Source organism: Anaerobacillus sp. MEB173 (genome assembly GCF_052119505.1).
Classification (GTDB): Bacteria; Bacillota; Bacilli; order Bacillales; family JBJMAU01; genus JBJMAU01.
Window position 1 is genome coordinate 76,482 of record NZ_JBJMAU010000005.1, and the last position, 20,728, is coordinate 97,209.

At 38.0% G+C, this 20,728-nt stretch carries 17 protein-coding genes; 3 read left to right on the top strand and 14 right to left on the bottom strand.

The genetic code is table 11. From position 1 onward, the window contains the following. Positions 1-9 precede the first annotated feature (9 nt). The 4 genes from phaZ to ACJ2A9_RS12235 all read right to left on the bottom strand — a co-directional run bounded on the left by phaZ (position 10) and on the right by ACJ2A9_RS12235 (position 3,051). Positions 10-894: an intracellular short-chain-length polyhydroxyalkanoate depolymerase gene (gene phaZ, locus ACJ2A9_RS12220; RefSeq protein ID WP_441421944.1), complete on the bottom strand. Its 885-nt coding sequence runs from the start codon at positions 892-894 to the stop codon at positions 10-12. 98 nt (positions 895-992) lie between these two features. Beyond that, positions 993-1,577 (bottom strand): NAD(P)H-dependent oxidoreductase, encoded by a 585-nt coding sequence (locus ACJ2A9_RS12225; protein ID WP_441421945.1) that lies wholly within the window; start codon positions 1,575-1,577, stop codon positions 993-995. Between the two features lie 103 nt (positions 1,578-1,680). Beyond that, positions 1,681-2,421, bottom strand: a complete 741-nt coding sequence (gene fabG, locus ACJ2A9_RS12230) for a 3-oxoacyl-ACP reductase FabG (protein ID WP_441421946.1) — start codon at positions 2,419-2,421, stop codon at positions 1,681-1,683. A 180-nt stretch (positions 2,422-2,601) separates the two neighbouring features. Next, the gene (locus ACJ2A9_RS12235; protein ID WP_441421947.1) at positions 2,602-3,051 is read right to left on the bottom strand and encodes a FixH family protein; all 450 of its coding nucleotides are present in this window, start codon (positions 3,049-3,051) and stop codon (positions 2,602-2,604) included. Between the two features lie 123 nt (positions 3,052-3,174). On the opposite strand from ACJ2A9_RS12235, the gene ACJ2A9_RS12240 reads away from it, so the two are divergent. Both ACJ2A9_RS12240 and ACJ2A9_RS12245 read left to right on the top strand, forming a co-directional pair. Further along, positions 3,175-3,693: a TlpA family protein disulfide reductase gene (locus tag ACJ2A9_RS12240; protein ID WP_441421948.1), complete on the top strand. Its 519-nt coding sequence runs from the start codon at positions 3,175-3,177 to the stop codon at positions 3,691-3,693. A 3-nt stretch (positions 3,694-3,696) separates the two neighbouring features. Continuing rightward, positions 3,697-4,383: a cytochrome c biogenesis CcdA family protein gene (locus ACJ2A9_RS12245; RefSeq protein WP_441421949.1), complete on the top strand. Its 687-nt coding sequence runs from the start codon at positions 3,697-3,699 to the stop codon at positions 4,381-4,383. 83 nt (positions 4,384-4,466) lie between these two features. Here ACJ2A9_RS12245 and meaB read toward each other — a convergent pair whose 3' ends face one another. The 10 genes from meaB to ACJ2A9_RS12295 all read right to left on the bottom strand — a co-directional run bounded on the left by meaB (position 4,467) and on the right by ACJ2A9_RS12295 (position 18,731). After that, on the bottom strand, positions 4,467-5,600 hold the full coding sequence (gene meaB / locus ACJ2A9_RS12250) for a methylmalonyl Co-A mutase-associated GTPase MeaB (RefSeq protein WP_441421950.1): 1,134 nt from the start codon (positions 5,598-5,600) through the stop codon (positions 4,467-4,469). Further along, the gene (gene scpA / locus ACJ2A9_RS12255; protein ID WP_441421951.1) at positions 5,593-7,788 is read right to left on the bottom strand and encodes a methylmalonyl-CoA mutase; all 2,196 of its coding nucleotides are present in this window, start codon (positions 7,786-7,788) and stop codon (positions 5,593-5,595) included. The genes meaB and scpA overlap by 8 nt, the downstream gene beginning before the upstream one ends. Further along, positions 7,785-9,890 carry a methylmalonyl-CoA mutase family protein gene (locus tag ACJ2A9_RS12260; protein WP_441421952.1) on the bottom strand — a complete coding sequence of 702 codons (2,106 nt, stop codon included), beginning with the start codon at positions 9,888-9,890 and terminating at the stop codon, positions 7,785-7,787. Before ACJ2A9_RS12260 ends, scpA begins: the two co-directional genes overlap by 4 nt. Positions 9,891-10,149: 259 nt before the next feature. Continuing rightward, on the bottom strand, positions 10,150-11,706 hold the full coding sequence (locus ACJ2A9_RS12265; protein ID WP_441421953.1) for an acyl-CoA carboxylase subunit beta: 1,557 nt from the start codon (positions 11,704-11,706) through the stop codon (positions 10,150-10,152). Positions 11,707-11,758: 52 nt separating this feature from the next. Next, a complete protein-coding gene (gene accB, locus ACJ2A9_RS12270) occupies positions 11,759-12,253 on the bottom strand; it encodes an acetyl-CoA carboxylase biotin carboxyl carrier protein (RefSeq protein WP_441421954.1) in 495 nt (164 codons plus the stop codon). A gap of 89 nt (positions 12,254-12,342) precedes the next feature. Then, positions 12,343-12,969: a TetR/AcrR family transcriptional regulator gene (locus ACJ2A9_RS12275; RefSeq protein ID WP_441421955.1), complete on the bottom strand. Its 627-nt coding sequence runs from the start codon at positions 12,967-12,969 to the stop codon at positions 12,343-12,345. Positions 12,970-13,082: 113 nt separating this feature from the next. Beyond that, positions 13,083-14,423 (bottom strand): acetyl-CoA carboxylase biotin carboxylase subunit, encoded by a 1,341-nt coding sequence (gene accC, locus ACJ2A9_RS12280; protein WP_441421956.1) that lies wholly within the window; start codon positions 14,421-14,423, stop codon positions 13,083-13,085. A 390-nt stretch (positions 14,424-14,813) separates the two neighbouring features. After that, positions 14,814-16,784, bottom strand: coding sequence for a methyl-accepting chemotaxis protein (locus ACJ2A9_RS12285; RefSeq protein ID WP_441421957.1), 1,971 nt, complete (start codon positions 16,782-16,784; stop codon positions 14,814-14,816). Positions 16,785-17,052: 268 nt separating this feature from the next. After that, positions 17,053-17,892, bottom strand: coding sequence for an alpha/beta fold hydrolase (locus ACJ2A9_RS12290; protein ID WP_441421958.1), 840 nt, complete (start codon positions 17,890-17,892; stop codon positions 17,053-17,055). 62 nt (positions 17,893-17,954) lie between these two features. Further along, on the bottom strand, positions 17,955-18,731 hold the full coding sequence (locus ACJ2A9_RS12295) for a 3-hydroxybutyrate dehydrogenase (protein WP_441421959.1): 777 nt from the start codon (positions 18,729-18,731) through the stop codon (positions 17,955-17,957). A 424-nt stretch (positions 18,732-19,155) separates the two neighbouring features. Between ACJ2A9_RS12295 and ACJ2A9_RS12300 the strand changes: the two genes are divergently transcribed. Continuing rightward, a complete protein-coding gene (locus ACJ2A9_RS12300) occupies positions 19,156-20,679 on the top strand; it encodes a class I adenylate-forming enzyme family protein (protein ID WP_441421960.1) in 1,524 nt (507 codons plus the stop codon). Positions 20,680-20,728 lie beyond the last annotated feature (49 nt).

The window sequence follows — 20,728 nt, forward strand, 5'->3', positions numbered from 1 at the left end:
TATCGGATATTACCGATCCAAAAACGTATAAATCTCATGAAGGAGTTGATCCAGATCATCAACTAATGGGGAATGGCCACACCCCTTTAAATAAACAAGCTGGGCATTATCACCGAGATCTTCGATAATCTCATGTGTCATTTCTTTTGAGACAACACGGTCCCTTTCACCCCAAAGAACTAATGTCGGAATCGTAATGTTTTCAGCCTGATTTGACCCTTCCGTTAATCCATTATGGTGCTTACTTATGTTGAATGTATTCAACGCTGAATAGACATCAACAATATTTCTCTGTGTTAGCATATCCTCAATATACTCTTGGTATCGTTCAGGAGACGGTTCATTATGGGTATAGATAACCGAATTCCATAACATCTTCAAAAATATGCCATCTCTATTTTTATATGCGTTTAATACTGGTGCTGCTTTTGAACGATCGTTAGCTATTTCCTCCTTCGATTTTAATCGGACAAGCTTCCAGCCATCTAACGCATTAAAAGGATATCCTCTAGTGGATGCTGATTCTAGTAAAATGAGCTTTTCTACATAATCAGGATGATCAATCACAAACTGCATCCCAACGGCACCGCCTGTTGACCAGCCAATAATCGAAAACGTTTGCAATTGTAACCGATCGACAAAAAGCTTAATATCATCTGAAAAATCTTTAATACTATTAATTGACTTATGATAGGAAGATAGTCCAAATCCGCGCATATCTACAGCATATACTGTATATTTTTCATCAATGGATTCCAATAGAAGATCCCAATGTTTCGAAGAGGTCATATTCCCGTGAATAAGTAGTAACACTTTGTCTCCGCCACGACGTACTCGGTACCCTAACGTTTCTCCATTATCGATTTCCACCGTTTTTAAGACAATATCATTCACAAATACACACCCTCTTTACGTTTTTCTAGACATATGATCGATGCACCATAACCATTACATTATTCATATGCTTAACGACTAGAGGATATTTCAATAATTTACCAAGATACCTTTTTGGCGACTTGTTGAACGGCCTCCAGCATTTGTTCATGTTCCTCGTTTGTAGCTAATACAGCATTTCCAAAATAAAGATGCTCAATGACTGTTATTCCACAAAAATGAAAAATCCCTTCATCCATACTATGATTCATACTTGTAAGTATCCCTGTTTCTGCAGCCGCCGAAGAAGGTGTGCCCATAGTACATATTGTCACTGCCTTTTTGTTGTTTAATAACGGTATTGGTGATTCATCTTTTAATCGATAGGCAAATCCAAAGGAAAAGACTCGATCGATATATCCTTTCCCTATCGCCGGAAAGCCTGTCCACCATAATGGATAAATAAAAGTGATGACATCTGACCAGCGAATATAATCATGTTCTCTTTGAATATCATCACTATACTTTCCTTCAAAAAAACCGTCATATTCTTTCTTGCTTAATAAAGGCTGGAAGTTCATTTTATATAAATTTCGAATTTCAACATGATGACCTTGCCCCTTCAATGTTTGAACATAACGTTGTAAAATCGCTCCGTTAAAACTTTGATCTGTCGGATGCATATAGATAATGAGGTGGTTCATTCGAACACTCCTTAATTTAAAGGTTGGAATTTAGAGTTGTTGGGATAGTTCAATGATGTCATATGAAAAGCCATATCATATTGATATGACTTTTCTACATCCATTATAATACAATTCCTCCATCAACATGTAGAACGGTTCCATTAACATAGTCGGCTTCATCAGAGGCTAAATATAAATAAGCATTTGCAATATCTCTAGGTTTCCCTAATCGCTTAAGCGGAACTTTTTCTTTCATCTTATCAAGTACTTTTGCAGGTACTTTCGCTGTCATCCCTGTCTCAATAAACCCCGGGGCAACGGCATTAACATTAATCCCTTTTCCACCTAATTCTTTTGCCCAGGTTTTTGTCATACCGACAACACCCGCTTTTGTTGCGGCATAATTCGTTTGACCAAAATTACCGTATACCCCTGAAACTGATGATGTATTAATAATTTTTCCTTTCCCTTGCTCAATCATTGTTGGAATAACGGCTTGAGCACAATAAAAAACACCCGATAAATTAACATCGATTACTTGTTGCCAGGCTTCTTTGGATAGTTTTGCTAATAAACCATCATTTGTAATCCCAGCATTATTTATTAATATGTCGATTCGACCATAGTGCTCAATCGCAGCTTTTGCCATCTGTTTTACACTTTCTAAATTAGAAACATCCACTTGTTGAAAGATTGCTTCTCCACCTGAATCTTTTACTTGTGAAAGTACTTCATGACCAGATTTTTCATCGAAATCAGCGATAACAAGCTTAGCTCCCTCTCTTGCAAATAATAAAACTGTTTCTTTCCCTAGTCCATTTCCCCCACCTGTAACAATCGCAACTTTGTCAGCTAATCTCACTGATTACACCTCCTCATATGTTATATTACTATTCTAGTTTTTCCCAATTTGTTCCGTTAGTTTTCGAATATTTTCTAATTAATCTTAATGTTTATGCTTGTTTTGCTTCTTAATAACAAACTTTAACTGAACCAAAATAATAAAAAAACCTTTGGAACAATCGCTCCAAAGGGGGACTTACTATTGTTGATCAGCATGATAGCCAGTCATGATTTCCATAACTTTTTCACCTTCTGCTTGGATAGCAAAATCTTCAAACACCTTCTCCTCTTCCCCATCTTTAATCGTTACTTGTACATACCAATCTCCAGCCATTGCTAAAGGTAAATCCAACTGATACGTTCCAGCCTCTACCTCATGCATTGTACCTTCCATAGGATGGTTCATCATTTCCATATTCATATAAATATAAACAGAATCAGGTTGCAAAGGGCTTCCGGAAGAATCCGTCACTTCTACAGTGTACGTGTTCATTTCCCCAGTTTGAAATAATTCACCCTGATTTAAAAAGTTAACCTCTGCATCATTTAAGATTGTTGATTCGAACTGGTTATTTTCAGAACTGCAACCAATTAAAGATATGGCAAAAATTAATAGTAAAAACGTCATAAAAAAGTTGCTTTTATTCATTATACTCACTCCAAATTAATGTATGATGTACATAGATAATATCATTTTCTAGTTATTAATGTTGTGAAATCTTAAAGAACATTTGAGAAAAAGAAAGAATTATCAGGATCAGGGGGGAGTAGGTTGAAAAACCAACTAATTATAGTACTATTACTGTTCATCTTTGCTGGAATGGGATATACTATATATTCTTTTTTTGCAGAAGGTGACGGCGATATAAATACAGTTGAGAGGTTTGATCAAGAACCGATTTTACTAGACGACTATATTGGAAAAAAGAAAACCATTTTGCAGTTTGTAGCAGTTCCTTGTGAATGCTGCAGCTATTCAATGCCATTCATTCAAGAATTTGCGGCAGAACAAGACGAAATTGAGGTCATTACAATTGTATTTTACGGAAAAAGAAGTGAAATAAAGACAAAATTTGAAGAGGAATATCAGGCTAAGCATTTATGGGGAATTGACTTAGACCAAAGCATCGCCCGTCATTATGGAGCAAATGTTTCACCAACTTATGTCTTCTTTGATGAGGAAGGTAACAATATGGGAAGTTATCCTTATATCATTCCTAACAAAGAAGAGCTTCAGCAACGATATGATGATGCCTTTGACAAATTCCATAACGCTGATGTTGAGGGCTAAAAAATGGATTATGTTTTAGCCTTTACTGCAGGGATTTTGTCATTTGCTTCTGCCTGTATTCTTCCACTAATCCCGAGTTATTTGGCCATTATTACAGGGTTATCTATTGATGAATTAAAAGAGAATACAACATCAAAATTTAAAGTCGTTCCTCGAATGCTTGCCTTTATTATTGGGCTTATTATTCCACTGATCATTCTTGGAATGTCTGCATCAGCCATTGGGTCAATGATTATGCCTTACCAAAATCTTATCTCAAAGCTTTTAGGATTTGTAGTGATCTTATTCGGGCTTCATGTATTAGGACTATTAAGAGTAACTCTCCTAAATCGTGAGTACCGCTTAGATAAACTGTTTACAACGAAGAACAGTATTTGGAGTGTAGGATTAATGGGCTTAGCATTTGGTTTTGGCTGGACACCTTGTATTGGTCCTATGTTAAGTTCTATTTTAATATTAGCTGCCGATTCTGAAACGATGTTACGCGGTGGAGCTTTACTTCTAGTCTATGGATTAGGATTAGGCGTTCCCTTTTTAATTATTGGGCTATTAAGTGCACTGGGATTCACGTTTATTAATGCCCTCAAGAAACATCTTGGAAAAATCCAAATTATTAGTGGTATCTTATTGATTATACTCGGGTTACTCTTAATTACTGGAAATATGAGTTACATTACCCCTCCAGTATAAGAAGAAAAGCTCCAGCGTCTTTATAAGCGCTGGAGCTTTGTTATTATAAAGGTTACGTAAAAAAGGCTAAACCAAAATATGGTTTAGCCCTTAGAATCAGAGTTATAGACTTCTAATAATTTGTTAACTGCTAATGTTGCCGATAATTGCCCGTCAATGATCTCTTTTTCAATACTAGGCATTAGCTCCTTAACAGCTCTATTGTTATAAAACCGTTCTTTCAATTGTTCTTGAATCATTGTATTCATCCAGTCAAGGGCTTGCTTCTGCCTTCTTTTTTCAAAAATGCCCGTCTTAATGGTTGTATCTTTATAGCGGGAAATAACATCCCATATGTTTCGTACCCCTTCACCAGTAAGTGCCGAACAAGTATGAGCTTCAGTCATCCAACCTTCTGTGGCAGGCTGTAAATAATGAAGGATTCGATTATATTCTGCCTTTGCTGTTAATGCCTTTTGCTTATTATCGCCATCAGCTTTATTAATAAAAATGGCATCAGCAATTTCCATTATTCCTTTTTTCATTCCTTGCAGCTCATCCCCTGCGCCAGTAAGCATGATAACGAGGAAAAAATCAACCATTGAGCGAACGGTAATTTCGCTTTGACCAACACCAACGGTTTCAACAAGAATGACGTCAAACCCGGCTGCTTCACAAACAAGAAGTGTTTCACGACTTTTACGGGCGACACCACCTAGCGTTCCACCAGATGGAGATGGTCTTACGAAAGCATTCTTATTCCGAGATAACTGCTCCATCCGGGTTTTATCCCCTAATATACTGCCTCGAGTGATGGAGCTGCTCGGATCAACCGCAAGAACGGCAACCCGATGACCGTCATCACAAAGCGTACTCCCAAACGCTTCGATTAATGTACTCTTACCAGCACCAGGAACTCCCGTAATACCAACCCTTACTGAATTACCAGTATAAGGAAGTAGTTTCTTTAACACTTCCTGTGCCGTTTCCATATGTTTCGGTGAATTGCTTTCGACTAATGTAATTGTCTGAGCAATTACTGTTCGGTTACCATTCAAAACACCATCAACATAATCATCAACAGTCAATACACGTCGTTTTGGAACAGGTTTTTTCTTACTAGGTTGGCTGCGTTTCATGCCATCATGCCCGCCAGTCACACCATCCATAATATTTGTTGTGAATGCATCATTATGCTCTTTCGGTGTCCATTCAGGGCGTTTCTTATCATTACTCATTGCTGTCCTCATCTTCATAGCCAAGTCGTTGATTAATTTCCTCGATGACTTTTTGGGCAGCAACTGGAATAACTGTACCTGGTCCAAAAATAGCGGAAGCACCATTTTCCTTCAAATATTCATAGTCTTGAGCAGGTATTACCCCGCCAATAACAACCATAATATCCTCACGCCCCAGCTTCTTTAACTCAGCTACAAGTTGAGGAAGAAGGGTTTTGTGTCCGGCTGCAAGGGAACTCATCCCAATGACATGAACATCATTTTCTACCGCTTGTAATGCTGTTTCCTCAGGCGTTTGGAATAATGATCCGATATCAACATCGAAGCCAAGATCAGCAAAAGCTGTTGCAATAACCTTCGCACCACGGTCATGGCCGTCTTGACCCATTTTTGCAACCATAATACGAGGTCTGCGTCCTTCACGCTCTTCAAATTGATCCGTCATTTGACGAACTACCTTCACTTCTTCTTCACCGAATTCTGCACTGTATACACCGCTAATCGACCTAATCACCGCCTTATGACGTCCAACGACTTTTTCGTATGCATCAGAAATTTCACCTAAGCTTGCTCTCGCACGTGCTGCTTCAATCGCTAGCTCAAGAAGATTTCCTTCACCTGTTTCTGCTGCCTTTGTAATCGCATTTAATGCGGCTTCAACTCGAGCTGGATCACGCTCAGCACGCAGTTTTTCCAATCTGCGAATTTGTGCTTCACGCACCGCCGTATTATCAATGTCAAGAATATCTAATGGCTCTTCTTTATCAAGGCGGTATTTGTTTACTCCAATAATCGCTTCTTTACGAGAATCGATATGAGCTTGACGACGTGCCGCTGCTTCTTCAATACGCATTTTCGGTAACCCGGTTTCAATCGCTTTGGCCATTCCACCAAGTTCATCAATCTCTTGAATATGTGCCCATGCCTTCTCAACAAGCTCAGCTGTTAATGATTCAACATAGTATGAACCGCCCCAAGGATCAAGTACATTACAAATGCCTGTTTCATCTTGTAAGAACAGCTGTGTATTACGAGCTATACGAGCTGAGAAGTCCGTCGGCAGAGCAATCGCTTCATCAAGTGCATTTGTGTGTAATGATTGCGTATGCCCAAGTGCTGCCGCCATCGCTTCAACACAAGTACGAGTCACATTGTTGAATGGATCTTGTTCTGTTAAACTCCAACCAGATGTTTGACTGTGAGTACGCAGTGCCAATGACTTTTCATTTTTCGGGTTAAATTGCTTCATTAATTTTGCCCAGATTAAACGACCTGCGCGCATTTTTGCTACTTCCATAAAGTAGTTCATGCCGATTGCCCAGAAGAATGACAATCGCGGTGCAAACGCATCAACGTCAATTCCTGCTTTTATTCCTGTTCTTACATACTCAAGACCATCTGCTAATGTATAACCAAGCTCAATATCGGCTGTTGCCCCCGCTTCTTGCATATGATAACCTGAAATACTTATACTATTAAATTTCGGCATATGTTTAGATGTATAGGCAAAAATATCAGCAATCGCTTTCATTGAAGGCTCAGGTGGATAAATGTACGTATTCCTTACCATATACTCTTTCAAGATATCATTTTGGATTGTACCTGCTAATTGCTCCTGTTTGACCCCTTGTTCCTCTGCTGCGACAATGTAAAAAGCCATAACCGGCAGTACAGCTCCGTTCATTGTCATCGAAACACTCATTTGATCAAGCGGTATTCCATCAAATAAAATTTTCATATCAAGGATTGAATCAACTGCTACTCCTGCTTTCCCAACGTCACCGACTACACGTGGATGATCTGAATCATAGCCACGATGAGTTGCCAAATCAAAGGCAATGGAAAGTCCTTTTTGACCTGCCGCTAAGTTACGGCGATAAAAAGCGTTACTTTCTTCTGCTGTTGAAAATCCTGCATATTGTCGAACAGTCCATGGACGACTTTTATACATTGCAGGATATGGTCCACGTAAGTATGGCGGAATACCTGCAACATAATCAAGATGGCTCATACCTGCTGTATCTTCATTTGTATGCAATGGCTTTACATCAATTTGTTCCATCGTTCGAAAAAGGAGTTCATCAACTGATTTTCCTGTTTCTTGTTCAGCCTGTTTACGCCACTCATTTATACTGGCATTTTCTTTTTTTGTTGTGTATGCAATGTTCTTAAAATCAGGCTTTGTCATGATTGGACAACTCCTTTCTCGGTTTGTAGCTTCACAAGCACTTCGTAACAATTCGAGCGCATATGAATAAATTCATCAACACCCGCGTTTTTGAATACTTGTTGATCCTCTTGTGCTGGTTTACCAGCTAAAACTACTGTGATAGATTGTTCTGATTCTTTTAGTTTTCCCGCTAATACTGGTACAACCTCTTGATAACTCTCGTCTGTTCCGCAAATAACAATAATCTCAGCTTTTGATTCAAGTGCAGCATTTGCTGCTTCTTCAGCAGTCGAAAATCCATTATTACGAAGTACCTCAAAGCCGCCAACTTCAAAGAAGCTAGCAGAGAAATCTGCTCGAGCCTTATGCTTTGGAATCGGTCCCAAGTTAGCAAGAAATACTTGCAAACGTTTTCCAGTCTCAGCGAAATACGCTTCTGAAGCCGCCCGTAATTGTTCAAAACGCTCGGCACCGCGTTCAGCTGTTATCGCCTTAATTGTTAGACTAGTAGAATCCCTGCCGATCGCTTTTGCCACTTCACCAATTGTTGCCCCCTGCTCCATCGCTGAAATGGCTTGTTCTACAGTTTCAGCACTTATGTCTGCAACGTGTAACGTACGAGATGAACGGTGGCCTTCAATTGCCGCTTGACGTTGTTCTAGAACTTCTTGCTCATTCCTATTCGTTGTTGCAAGAGGTTTTTCTTCAGCATTCGGATACATATTTGTACCTACAAAGATATCTTTACGATGTTCGATATTCTTTGCTTTTTCTGCTTTTGTTTCGGCAATTTTTTGTTGTGGCAGCCCTTCCTCAAGCGACTTAAGAAGACCACCATTTTGATCGACTTCCTGGAATAGTTCCCACGTCTTTTGTGCTACAGAATCTGTTAACAACTCAACATACCAAGAACCGCCGGCAGGATCGACTTGTTGTGATAAATGCGATTCTTCCTGCAAAATAATTTGCGTATTTCTAGCGATACGACGTGAGAAAGAAGTTGAAGGTTGAATCGGCTCATCAAACGGACTGACATGCATACTATCAACTCCACCTACAGCGGCTGCAAAAGCTTCTGCTGTTCCACGAAGCATGTTCACATAAGGATCATACACTGTTTTCGTCCAAGATGATGTGCGGGCATGGATATTCATCTTCTGAGATTCCGAGGTACCGCCAAATGCTTCAACAATCGTTGACCATAATAATCTTGCCGCTCTTAGTTTTGCAATTTCCATAAATACATTTGATCCAACCGAGAATGAGAACTGAATTCTTGGTGCAATATCATTAATATTTAAGCCCCGCTCAACTAACGCCTGAATATAGTCAACAGCAGCAGCTAATGAAAAGGCTAATTCTTGAACAGCATTTCCTCCACCATTATGGTATGGGTGCCCTTCAACAATGATTGTTTTTATATTAGGACAGTTATCTTTTGACCACGCTGTTACTTTTGCCATCGCGTCGTAGCTTTGTTGTATGTCATATGAAATTGTTCCTTTACTAACCAGTGCCCCAAGTGGGTCCATACCAACTGTACCTTGTAGCTGGTCAATGGCTACATTTCCTTCTTTTGCGTAAGCAATTAATAATGAAAAAAACGGTAATGATACAGGCCCGCTATGAACATACACTGGAATTTTTGTAAGATCGATATCTGCTAGAGCTTGACGGAGATCTGTTAACGATGAAATTGAAACTCCTTCTTTTGAACCTAATAGCTCTGGAGCTTCATCTGCATCATAACCAGAAAATGTTGCTTGATCTAAAACAATATTTAACGAAGTTTGTCCACGATCTAAATCATGCTTCACCACTTCATTAAATTGTTCAGGTAATGTTTCACAGATTTCTTGGCTTACGTCCCATGCTTTTGCATCCTTAAAAACAGGTTTCGTCCCACGAACATAAGGAGCTGATCCCGGAAGTGAGTCCAGATGTGGAATACCTTGAATATTCTCCTTACGATACATTGGTTCAAGCGTAATGCCTTCGTACGTATGTGTGAGAAGTTTTTTCTCAAAGGAAGCACCTTTTAAAGACTTCTCTGTTACTTTGCGCCATTCTTCATATGATGGAATCGGAAATTCACATATTTCCGCTAATATATCTTTCACTTTTTCGCTCATATATTGGTGCAGCAAGAGTCATGGTCAACTCTTGCTGCTCTCTCCCTTCTTTATCGTTTTTAGTTAAGAGTATTTTGTCATGAAATTAACAAGTTCCTTCAATAACTATTTGAAGCTCCCGTTCCTATGATTAACGGTTCTCTCCTACCGTACAATCCAATTCTCCCCATACTACTCTTTTCTTTTTTAGAAAATGTTGCACGCTTACTATGCAACTCGATCATCTAGAACTCTCAACTATTACGAACTATAGCGGGATATTGCCATGCTTCTTCTTTGGTAAAGACTTTTTCTTATTTCTTAGCATCTCTAATGCACTTGCTAAGCTCTTTCTTGTATCACGAGGATCGATAACATCATCAATAATTCCATTTGAAGAAGCAACGTATGGATTTGCAAACTTTTCACGATATTCCTCAATTTTCGCTGCACGCGTTCCTTCAGGATCATCACTCTCTGCAATTTCTTTTGCAAAGATAATGTTAGCTGCACCTTCTGGACCCATAACCGCTACTTCTGCGTTTGGCCATGCAAACACTAAATCTGCACCAATTGCCTTACTATTTAAGGCAACATAAGCTCCACCAAACGCTTTACGTAAAATAACCGTAATCTTTGGTACAGTCGCTTCTGAATATGCATAAAGAATTTTTGCACCGTGACGAATGATACCGCCATGCTCTTGCTGAATTCCAGGAATAAAGCCACTTACATCTTCAAATGTAATAAGTGGAATGTTAAAGCAATCACAGAAACGGATAAAACGTGCACATTTATCTGATGAATCAATATCCAGTCCACCAGCCATGAATTTAGGCTGATTCGCTACAATCCCTACTGTTTCCCCATCTATTCTTCCAAAGCCAATAACGATGTTTTTTGCAAATTGCGGTTGAACTTCCATAAAGTCTTCATCATCAACGATCTTACTGATTACTTTACGAACGTCATATACTTTCGTACCATCAACAGGAACGATATCAAGTAACTCATCAATTCGCTCATCTAATGGAATTTTATTTTCCGGCTCTTTACGTGGCGGCTTTTCTTCATTATTAGAAGGAATATAACTGATTAATCTGCGTACTTGATCAAGTACTTCCGCCTCTGAAGGTGATGTAAAGTGCGCATTCCCACTCTTACTTGAATGCACCTTTGCTCCTCCTAAGTTTTCGTTGTTGATTTTTGCGCCTGTTACACTCTCGATAACTTTAGGGCCCGTAATAAACATTTGACTTGTTTTTTCAACCATGAATACAAAGTCTGTAATTGCTGGAGAGTATACAGCACCTCCGGCACAAGGTCCCATAATGACTGAGATTTGCGGGATTACACCAGAGAAGATTGAGTTACGGTAAAAAATATGACCATAACCATCTAATGATAGAACGCCTTCTTGAATACGGGCTCCACCTGAGTCATTTAACCCAATCACTGGTGCGCCATTTTCAGCAGCTAAATCCATGATCTTCGTAATTTTTAATGCATGCATTTCTCCAAGTGCCCCACCGAACACTGTAAAATCTTGTGCAAACAAGAAAATCAGTCGGCCGTTTACTTTCCCGTACCCTGTAACAACACCTTCACCCGGAGCTTCTGCACCGTCAGCTCCAAAGCTTAATCCACGGTGTTCAATAAATGGATTAATTTCTACAAATGATCCTTCATCAACAAGGAGATCGATACGCTCACGCGCTGTCAATTTGCCACGGTTATGCTGTGCTTCGATTCTTGCTTCTCCACCGCCAAGCTTTACTTTTTCACGGCGTTCTTCCATAATTTCAATTTTGTCAAAAATGTCCATCTTGTTTTTCCCCCTTTTCCTTAGCATCTATTTTCTGATGATGACAATGCTGTTATTCTTTTACAAGGAATAAAGGTTGTCCATATTCTACAAGCTGTCCATTTTCAACAAGAATTTCTACGATTTCTCCTGATACTTCCGCTTCAAGCTCGTTCATTAATTTCATAGCTTCAACGATACAAACGACTGAATCTGAAGTTACTTTATCGCCAACTTTTACATATGCGTCTTGATCAGGTGCTGGTGCTGCATAGAAAGTTCCTACCATTGGTGAAACAATTTTGTGCAGTGACTCGTCAGTTGCAGCTGGAGCTTCTGCCTTTTCTTCTTTCACAGGTGCCGGAGCTGGTGCCGCTGCTACTGTCGGCTCAGCTTTAACTTCTTCTACAGGAGCTTGAACTGGAACAACTGGTGCCTCAACTGCAACTCCAACTGTTTGCTTACGGATTGTAATTTTCTCTTTGTTTTCGCCACTGATTACAAGTTCTCCAATTGATGAACGGTCTACAGCACGGATTAATTCTTTAATATCATTTACTTTTAACATAATTATTTCTCTCCTTCATATCTCTACGATAGTAGTTTAGTTTAATAGTTTTATTTGTAAACCGACTAGTCGGTCTCAAGTTGACAATGTTATTTATTCTTTAAAAACAAATGACTATATTCAACTTTTTCTAGTGCGTCTTTTGTTAAAATTGAATGCAAGACTAGATCGGCATAAATATTCGCAATTTCATCTACAGAATAAAGACCATTTGCCTTATACCATTTATACGTCCAGTTAATCATCCCAAAGATGGCCATTGACATAATCGGAACAGGCACCTCTGGACGAAATTCGCCAGCATCTATTCCTTCCTGAACAATTCGAAACATCATCTCTTTGTACCGATCACGTTTGTGTTTAATTTGTTGAAAGTATTCTGGTGCTAAATAAAGACTCTCTTGGTAAAAAACCGTTACATGTGATCGATACATTTCAAACATCATCACAAATGACTTGACTGTTTCATAAAGACGCTCAGTAGGTGTTTGCCATTTCTCATATGCCTCTTGCGCCTTATCCAAAACATATGTGATAAATGAGTCATGGATCGTATAAAGTAGTTCATCCTTTGATTTGAAATTATGATAAAACCCACCCTTGGAAGTTCCACTCTCTTGGACAATTTTATCAACAGTAACGGCATGGAAACCATTCACTTCAAATAGTTGTAAGGCTGTTTCGGCAATGCGATCTTTGGTCGTTTTTCGAGCCATAGCTTCATATCACCTACTTTTGACGTAACGACACTTTGTTTAATTGGGCCTTTACTTATTTTTTCCAAACCTGCTTTAAATCATCCTCTATAATCTAACCGAATGGTTATCTTTTAGATTTTGTTCTTCTCTAAAAACTTCGTATCAAAATTTCCAGCGACAAAATCTTCATTTTCTAATAATCGCAAATGGAATGGAATTGTTGTATCAATTCCCTCAACAACAAATTCACTTAGTGCACGTTTCATTCTTGCAATTGCCTCGTCACGATCTTTACCATGAACAATTAATTTTGCAATCATTGAATCATAAAACGGTGAAATTGTATATCCCGTATATGCTGCACTATCGACACGAACACCAAGTCCTCCTGGAGGTAAATACATGTTAATTGTTCCTGGTGATGGCATGAAGTTTTTGTCTGGATTTTCAGCATTGATACGACATTCAATAGACCAACCATTAATTTCAATCTCTTCTTGCGTAAATGATAATGGATAGTTTGCAGCAACACAGATTTGCTCCTTGATTAAGTCAACACCTGTGACTAACTCTGAAACTGGATGCTCTACTTGAATACGTGTATTCATTTCCATGAAGTAGAAGTTTTTATGTTTGTCTAATAAAAACTCAACTGTCCCAGCTCCTGAATAGTTAACAGCTTTTGCAGCTTTTAATGCTGCTTGTCCCATTTGCTCACGTAGTTGTTCATCTAAAGCTGGTGATGGGGCTTCTTCTATTAATTTTTGATGTCGACGTTGAATTGAGCAATCGCGCTCACCAAGGTGAACAACGTTTCCATAATTATCGCCAATGATTTGAATTTCAACGTGACGTGGTTCCTCAATGTATTTCTCTAAATAAACACCGGCATTTCCAAACGCTGTTTCAGCTTCTTGCTGCGCCATTGAGACTGCTTTTTTCAAATCTTCCTCAGTCTCTGCAACACGCATTCCTTTACCGCCTCCACCAGCAGTCGCTTTAACGATTACTGGGAAGCCAATTTCCTTTGCTGTTTCTAGAGCTTTGTCGACATCATCAATAATGCCATCGGTCCCTGGAACAATTGGTACAAATGCTGCTTGCATTGTATCTCTTGCTACTGCTTTTGCACCCATTTTGTTAATTGCTTCAGGTGATGGTCCGATAAATGTAATATTACAATCTGCACATAACTCTGCAAAATCTGCATTCTCAGCTAAAAATCCATATCCAGGGTGAATGGCATCAACCTGAGCTTTTGTAGCAACGCTTAAAATATTGGTTGTGTTTAAATAACTCGCCTTTGATAAATGAGGTCCTATACAATAGGCTTCGTCAGCTAGTCGAACATGCAGCGCATCTTTATCTGCCTCAGAATAAACGGCTACAGTAGCGACACCTAGCTCTTTACATGCGCGAATGATACGTACTGCGATTTCTCCACGATTGGCAATAAGTACTTTTTTAAACAAATTAACCCCTCCATTCCTATCCTTAACATCATTCGTTAAAACGTTTTCATTTATCATATGAAAAGCACAATGGCTTTATCCAGCCTCCTAACAATCTTTATTTGCTCTGGGCTGGTTAGCAGTGCTAATCGAACCTTCCCCAAACCGACTAGTCAGTCTGCTTACTTAAATTCTAAAAACTTTGACGACTATTGTCAAGACAGAAATATAAAAAAATAATTTATAATTTAAAATATAGAATTTAGAATTATGGGTCGTATATTCTACGAAGCTATTTTAAGAAATTAATTTAACCTCTTAAAAGGAATTATTCTCTAATTCTTAATTCTACATTCTTAATTCTAAATTTACTCTCATTTTATACAAAAAAAGCGCCCTTAGGCGCCTTTTTTACTTTGTTCTAAATTGTGTCATAATCTTTTGAAGTTCATTTGCTAATTCAGCAAGACTCTCAGCATCATAGGAAATCTGATTTGCTGATGCGGACTGCTCTTCACTGCTTGCACTTACTTCTTCAGTTCCAGCCGTCGCTTCCTCGATAACTGCAGAAACGCTCTCCATATTCGTACCAATGTCTTTGGCAATTGAATGTAATTGTTTGATTGATTGATCAATTTCTTTATTTTTATTCAGAACATTATCGACAAAACGATCAATTTCCTCAAAGGCTTTTCCTGCATCTCTTACTGTACCTGTACCTTCATCAACAACTTTAAATCCACTTTCAATCGCTGAAACAGCGCGATTACTTTCATTTTGCGTTTCGTGAATTAATCTTGCAATTCTCTCTGCAGAGTCGCTTGTTTCACTAGCAAGCTTTCTAACTTCATCGGCAACAACAGCAAAACCTCTCCCATGTTCCCCTGCCCGTGCAGCCTCAATTGACGCATTTAAAGCAAGCAGATTGGTTTGGTCAGCAATATTTGTAATCATCCCGATAATATTTCCTATTTCTTTTGACTGTTGATCAAGTTTTCGAATAATTGTTGCTGCTTCTTCAACACTACGATTTACTTCAACCATTCTTTCAACAGCTTGGTTGGCTGATAGTTTTCCTCGTTCTGTTGCCGCCTTGCTTTGAGATGACGTAGCGATCACTTCATCCGTAAAACTTGAAATCTCATTTACTGTAGTAACCATATGGTTCATTTGGTCAGTTGTTGTTGTTACTGAATGTGAAATATCGGTCATGCCAGAAGCTAACTCTGAAATCGTAACAGCTACTTGCTCTGATGCCTGTTTTGTCTCTTGACTTGAAACTAGTAGTGTATCTGACGAGCTTTTCACTGTATTTGATACAGTATCAATATTTTTTAGCATTTCCTGCATTTTTAAAACCATTGTATTAAAATTATTTGACAATACTCCAACTTCATCACGTGAACGATGATCTACTGATATTGTGAGATCACCTTCTGCAACTCTTGAAGTCAGTTCACTTAATTGTTTGATTGGGATAACAATACGTCTAGCAAATAAAATTATAATAATTGCACTTAATACTAGAACTACTGCAGCAGTAATAAATGATAATTTAGCTAAATACGATATATTACTAGTTACCTCTGCAACTGGAGCAGAAATAACTAATCCCCAATTCGTTTCAGGAATCACTGTATAATAGCCATAGCTTTCCACACCATTGTCATTAAAAACTAGACTCCCGGTTTCATTATTGATCGACCGCTCAATTATTGACCGAAATGTTGAATCCGATGATTCCAGGAAATTCGTCTCCATAATCAGTTCTTGATTCGGGTGAGCAATAACGATACCGCTTTCATTAACAAGAAAAGCATAGCCGTTTTGTCCAATTTGAAGATTTGATACAAGAGAGACAATATCTGAGATTGGTACAGTAGCAATGACCACCCCAGCAAGTCCCTGTTCATTTCTAATTGGTGCACCTATTGCTACAACTAATTCCTCTGTTGCTCGTGAAATAATAGGTTGTGATAGAACCGTTTCACCAGATTGTGTTGCTGCAACAAAATAATCACGATCTCTAACATCTGCTTCTGTCCCTGCATGTGATGTCGCCATCCCATCCAGATCAGACACAAGAAGCATTTCATAACTTCCCATTCGCGCTAATTCTGATGCTAGATAAGGAACAATCTGTTCAACATTCATCGATTGAATTGTACTCGTATTCGCTAGTACTTCAATCTCTTTCAGCCTTTGAACGAAATATTCATTAATTTCGATTTGTGCTTTTTCTAAACTTACTTCGGCTTTTTCGTTAAACTCCCCTTCAAGAAACTTTTGTGCTTGACTGTTGTTTACATATGTCACAAATAATAATGCCAAAATTAAAACCGGTAAGATAACGAATAATAATTTTCCCTGTAAACTTTTCATGTTTTCACCTCTCCTAGTATGTTTGGACCTGAATTTTTACAAAAAATGTTAGAATAGCTAGTATTTTGTCATTATTATATATGTGAAAATTCTATCATTAAATGATGTTTAAATCATCATAATATTTTAAAAAAATAAAAAAAGGTAGTTTCAACGTTTCACTCGTTGAGACTACCTTTTTAATATATACAAACTAACAAAATGTTTTCTGAAAATGATAATATGTTTTATATTACTTTATATTTATAAAGTAATTTCAGTAATTTCATTATTCTCCTGCTAAGAATTTTTTTATTTCTCGGGCTACGTCCTCATACTCATTCAAAACAATGGAGTAGTGATTCGACTCTTTAATCGGTACGAACTTACTATTAGGAATCATATGGACCATTTCTTCACCTTTTTCTTTTGTAACGATGTAAGCTGTTGGATGGTACAAACTTTGCGGAGCCCAAAGCAGTAAAGTCGGTGTTTTTATTTTTTTATGAAATTGGTTAACATTACTTTCTAATAAAGCATTCATTTCTTGTACAATAGCATTTTTACTTACTTTTGAAACAACACTGCCATCCTCATTATGAATAACATCAAAATAAAAATATTGTTCAATGTAAGAATTCCAATCTTTAAAAAATGGAATCGCCTTCAACTCATCTGTATACGCATTAAAACTCTTTGAAACTTTACCTAACCTTCCAATCGCAGGACGAAGAATTTCAGAAACGTTCGGCTCTACATCTGCTCCGCCGTCAATTAAAATTAACGATCTTAGACGGTCTGGATATGTAGCTGCAAAACATGCTCCAATCATTGCCCCTAATGAGTGCCCTACATAGATTGCTTTTTCAATTTCATAGTGTTCAAGTATCCCCTTTACATCTTCTGCATGTTGCTGTATATTGTAACCACTTACTGGCTTTGCACTATCTCCCCTTCCCCGCAAGTCAAACGCAATAACTCGATATTGATCAATGAACTGTTCTGCAATACAATCCCAAAACCGACAATTTGCCGTTAAACCATGAACACAGATAATCGTTTCACCTTCTCCCCCATAGTCAACAACATGGAGGTCAATTCCATTTACTTCGATTTTCGAATCCTTCATTAAATCACCTCGTTTTAGTAGGTTAGTTGGTTAGTAGTTGATATTAACTTTTAACCTTTCCCCTATTGAGTTGTATAGCCCCCATCAATAACAACTGCCTGGCCCGTGATTCCTTTTGCCCGTTCACTTGCTAAAAACATTGTATAATCCGCAATTTCTTCCACATCTAATAGTCGCTTTTGTGGAACAAGCGGGTAAATCACTTCTTCCATCACTTTGTCTACTGTTATATTACGGTTTTTCGCTAAATCATCAAGTTGATTTCTAACTAATGGTGTATCAACATAGCCCGGACAGACAGCATTAACTGTGACTCCATACTCCGCTCCCTCTAATGCCGCCACTTTTGTTAATCCAATTACCCCATGCTTTGCACTATTATAAGCAGCCTTACCAGCAAACCCAATCAATCCATTAATGGAAGCCATATTAATAATTCGACCAAACTGTTGTTTTTTCATAATTGGAAAAGCATGTTTGATCGCCATAAAAGGGGCTACGAGCATGACTTTTGTTAATAACTCAAATTTTTCCGTTGGAAATTCTTCAATACTGGCAACGTGTTGCAGTCCAGCATTGTTAATTACGACATCAAGACGACCAAAATGATTAACTGTTTCATTCATACTTTCAATAAGTTCTTGTTCACATGTTACATCACACTTGAACCCAATCACCTCTGCACCGCTCTTTTGTAAAGTGGTAACCGCCTTATCAACCAATTCACGTTTTAAGTCACTTATTGCAACTTTTGCACCGTTATCAGCAAATTTTCTTGCTAGCTCAAATCCAATCCCACTAGCCGAACCTGTAATAAAAACCACTTTATCTTTTACCACTGGACATCACTCACTCTCTATTAATTAAAACTCTATTTTAATAATAAGATGGAATATAAAAAGTTATGACGATTTCTCCCAAGTTGTACTCATATATTTACTACGTCTTTGAATGATAAAAAGAATATTCTACTGTCTATAATTTCAACAAATTCAACTTACTTCCTTTTTCATAAGCTCTATCAATTACAAAAAAAGCCGAGATCGCTGTCCCGACTTTCACTCATCATTTGATTATCTTTTTTTTACCTCGATATGATCATCCGCTACATCAACAATTATGTCTGTAACGACTTCATCATCATCTAGGATCATATTTACAATGGCATAACATATATTTTTGTTCTTTATAATTTGATGACAAAATTTTCTGAATTTGTTACAATTTCTATAGGTACATATTATTTTATAGGAGGTCGGTATCATGCTTACTTTTGGATCAATTATGCGACAGAACGCGGTAAAGTACGCAAATAAGAATGCGGTCATTTATAAAGGACAATGTTATACATACGAAGAACTGAATGAGCGCTCAAACAAAATTGCAAACGCTTTCTTAATGAAAGGCTACAAAAAAGGTGACAAAGTAGCGGTATTCATGAAAAACCACCGAGCGTATATCGAAGTGATTGCAGGATTGTCAAAGATCGGTGTGATTATTGTTCCGATAAACTTCCGCCTTGTTGGTTCTGAAGTCGAATATATTGTAAATGATTCCGAATGCCGCGGATTTATTACAACGAATGAATATGAAAAAGAAGTTGTTACGCTTATACCGAAATTACCTCAGCTTGATACGATTCTTGTCATCGGTGCTTCTACTGAGCAAACTGTCGATTATGACCAATTTTTACAAACAGGTTCCAGTGAGGAGCCTGCTGTTCAAGTCAATGAACAAGATCCGTTTTATTTTGGCTATACTTCAGGAACAACTGGAAAACCAAAAGGAGTTGTCATTTCACACAAATCTCGTATCTTAACTGGAATGGTTGCCGCTTATGAATATAAAATCGATGAGTCTGATGTCCATTTAGTCGCTGGTCCTATTTATCATGCGGCACCTTGGATATTTCTTGTTATGCAGTTAATTGTTGGTGGTACGCTTGTCATTCAGGAATCATTCTCTCCTGAACAGTTCTTAGATGACGTTCAAACATATCAAATTACAAATACATTTATGGCACCGACAATGTTTAATTTTATTGTTAATTTACCTGATGACATCAAATCGAACTATAATTCTTCTTCAATGAGAGTTATGATCTCTGCTGGAGCGGCACTCCCTACTCAGACCAAAAATGATATTTTATCATGCTTTCCTGAAGCTGATTTACACGAGTTTTATGGGTCAACAGAAAGTGCGATTACATTAAACATCAAGCCAAAAGATATCCGACGCAAAGATCGCTGCGTTGGTCAGCCTTTTCCATTTGTAGAATGTAAAATCTTAGATGAGAATAAACAGCCTGTGGCTAGAGGAGAAATTGGCGAACTGTATATTAAAACACCGTACCTGTTGGATGGTTACTATAAAAACGAAAAAGCGAATGCTGAGTCATTTTTGGACGACTATTTCTCGGTTGGCGATATGGCCATGCAAGATGACGAAGGATACTATTATATTGTTGACCGCAAGAAAGATATGTTAATTAGTGGCGGGGTAAACATTTATCCGCGAGAAATTGAAGAGATTCTTTATACAAATGAAAAAATTCTTGATGTCGCCGTAATCGGTGTTCCTGATCCAACCTGGGGAGAATCTGTCAAGGCAATTGTTGTACCAAGAGACAATACCCTTACAGAAGAGGATGTAATTCAGTTTTGCAACGGAAAGATAGCCAGCTATAAAAAACCGAAATCGGTTGAATTCGTTCATGAATTACCAAGAAATCCATCAGGTAAAATTTTAAAAACTGCATTACGTTCAATGTTCAGTGAGATAATCTAAATAATCCTTGGAACATACTATAATTCTAAAAAATGATAAAAAAAGAGAG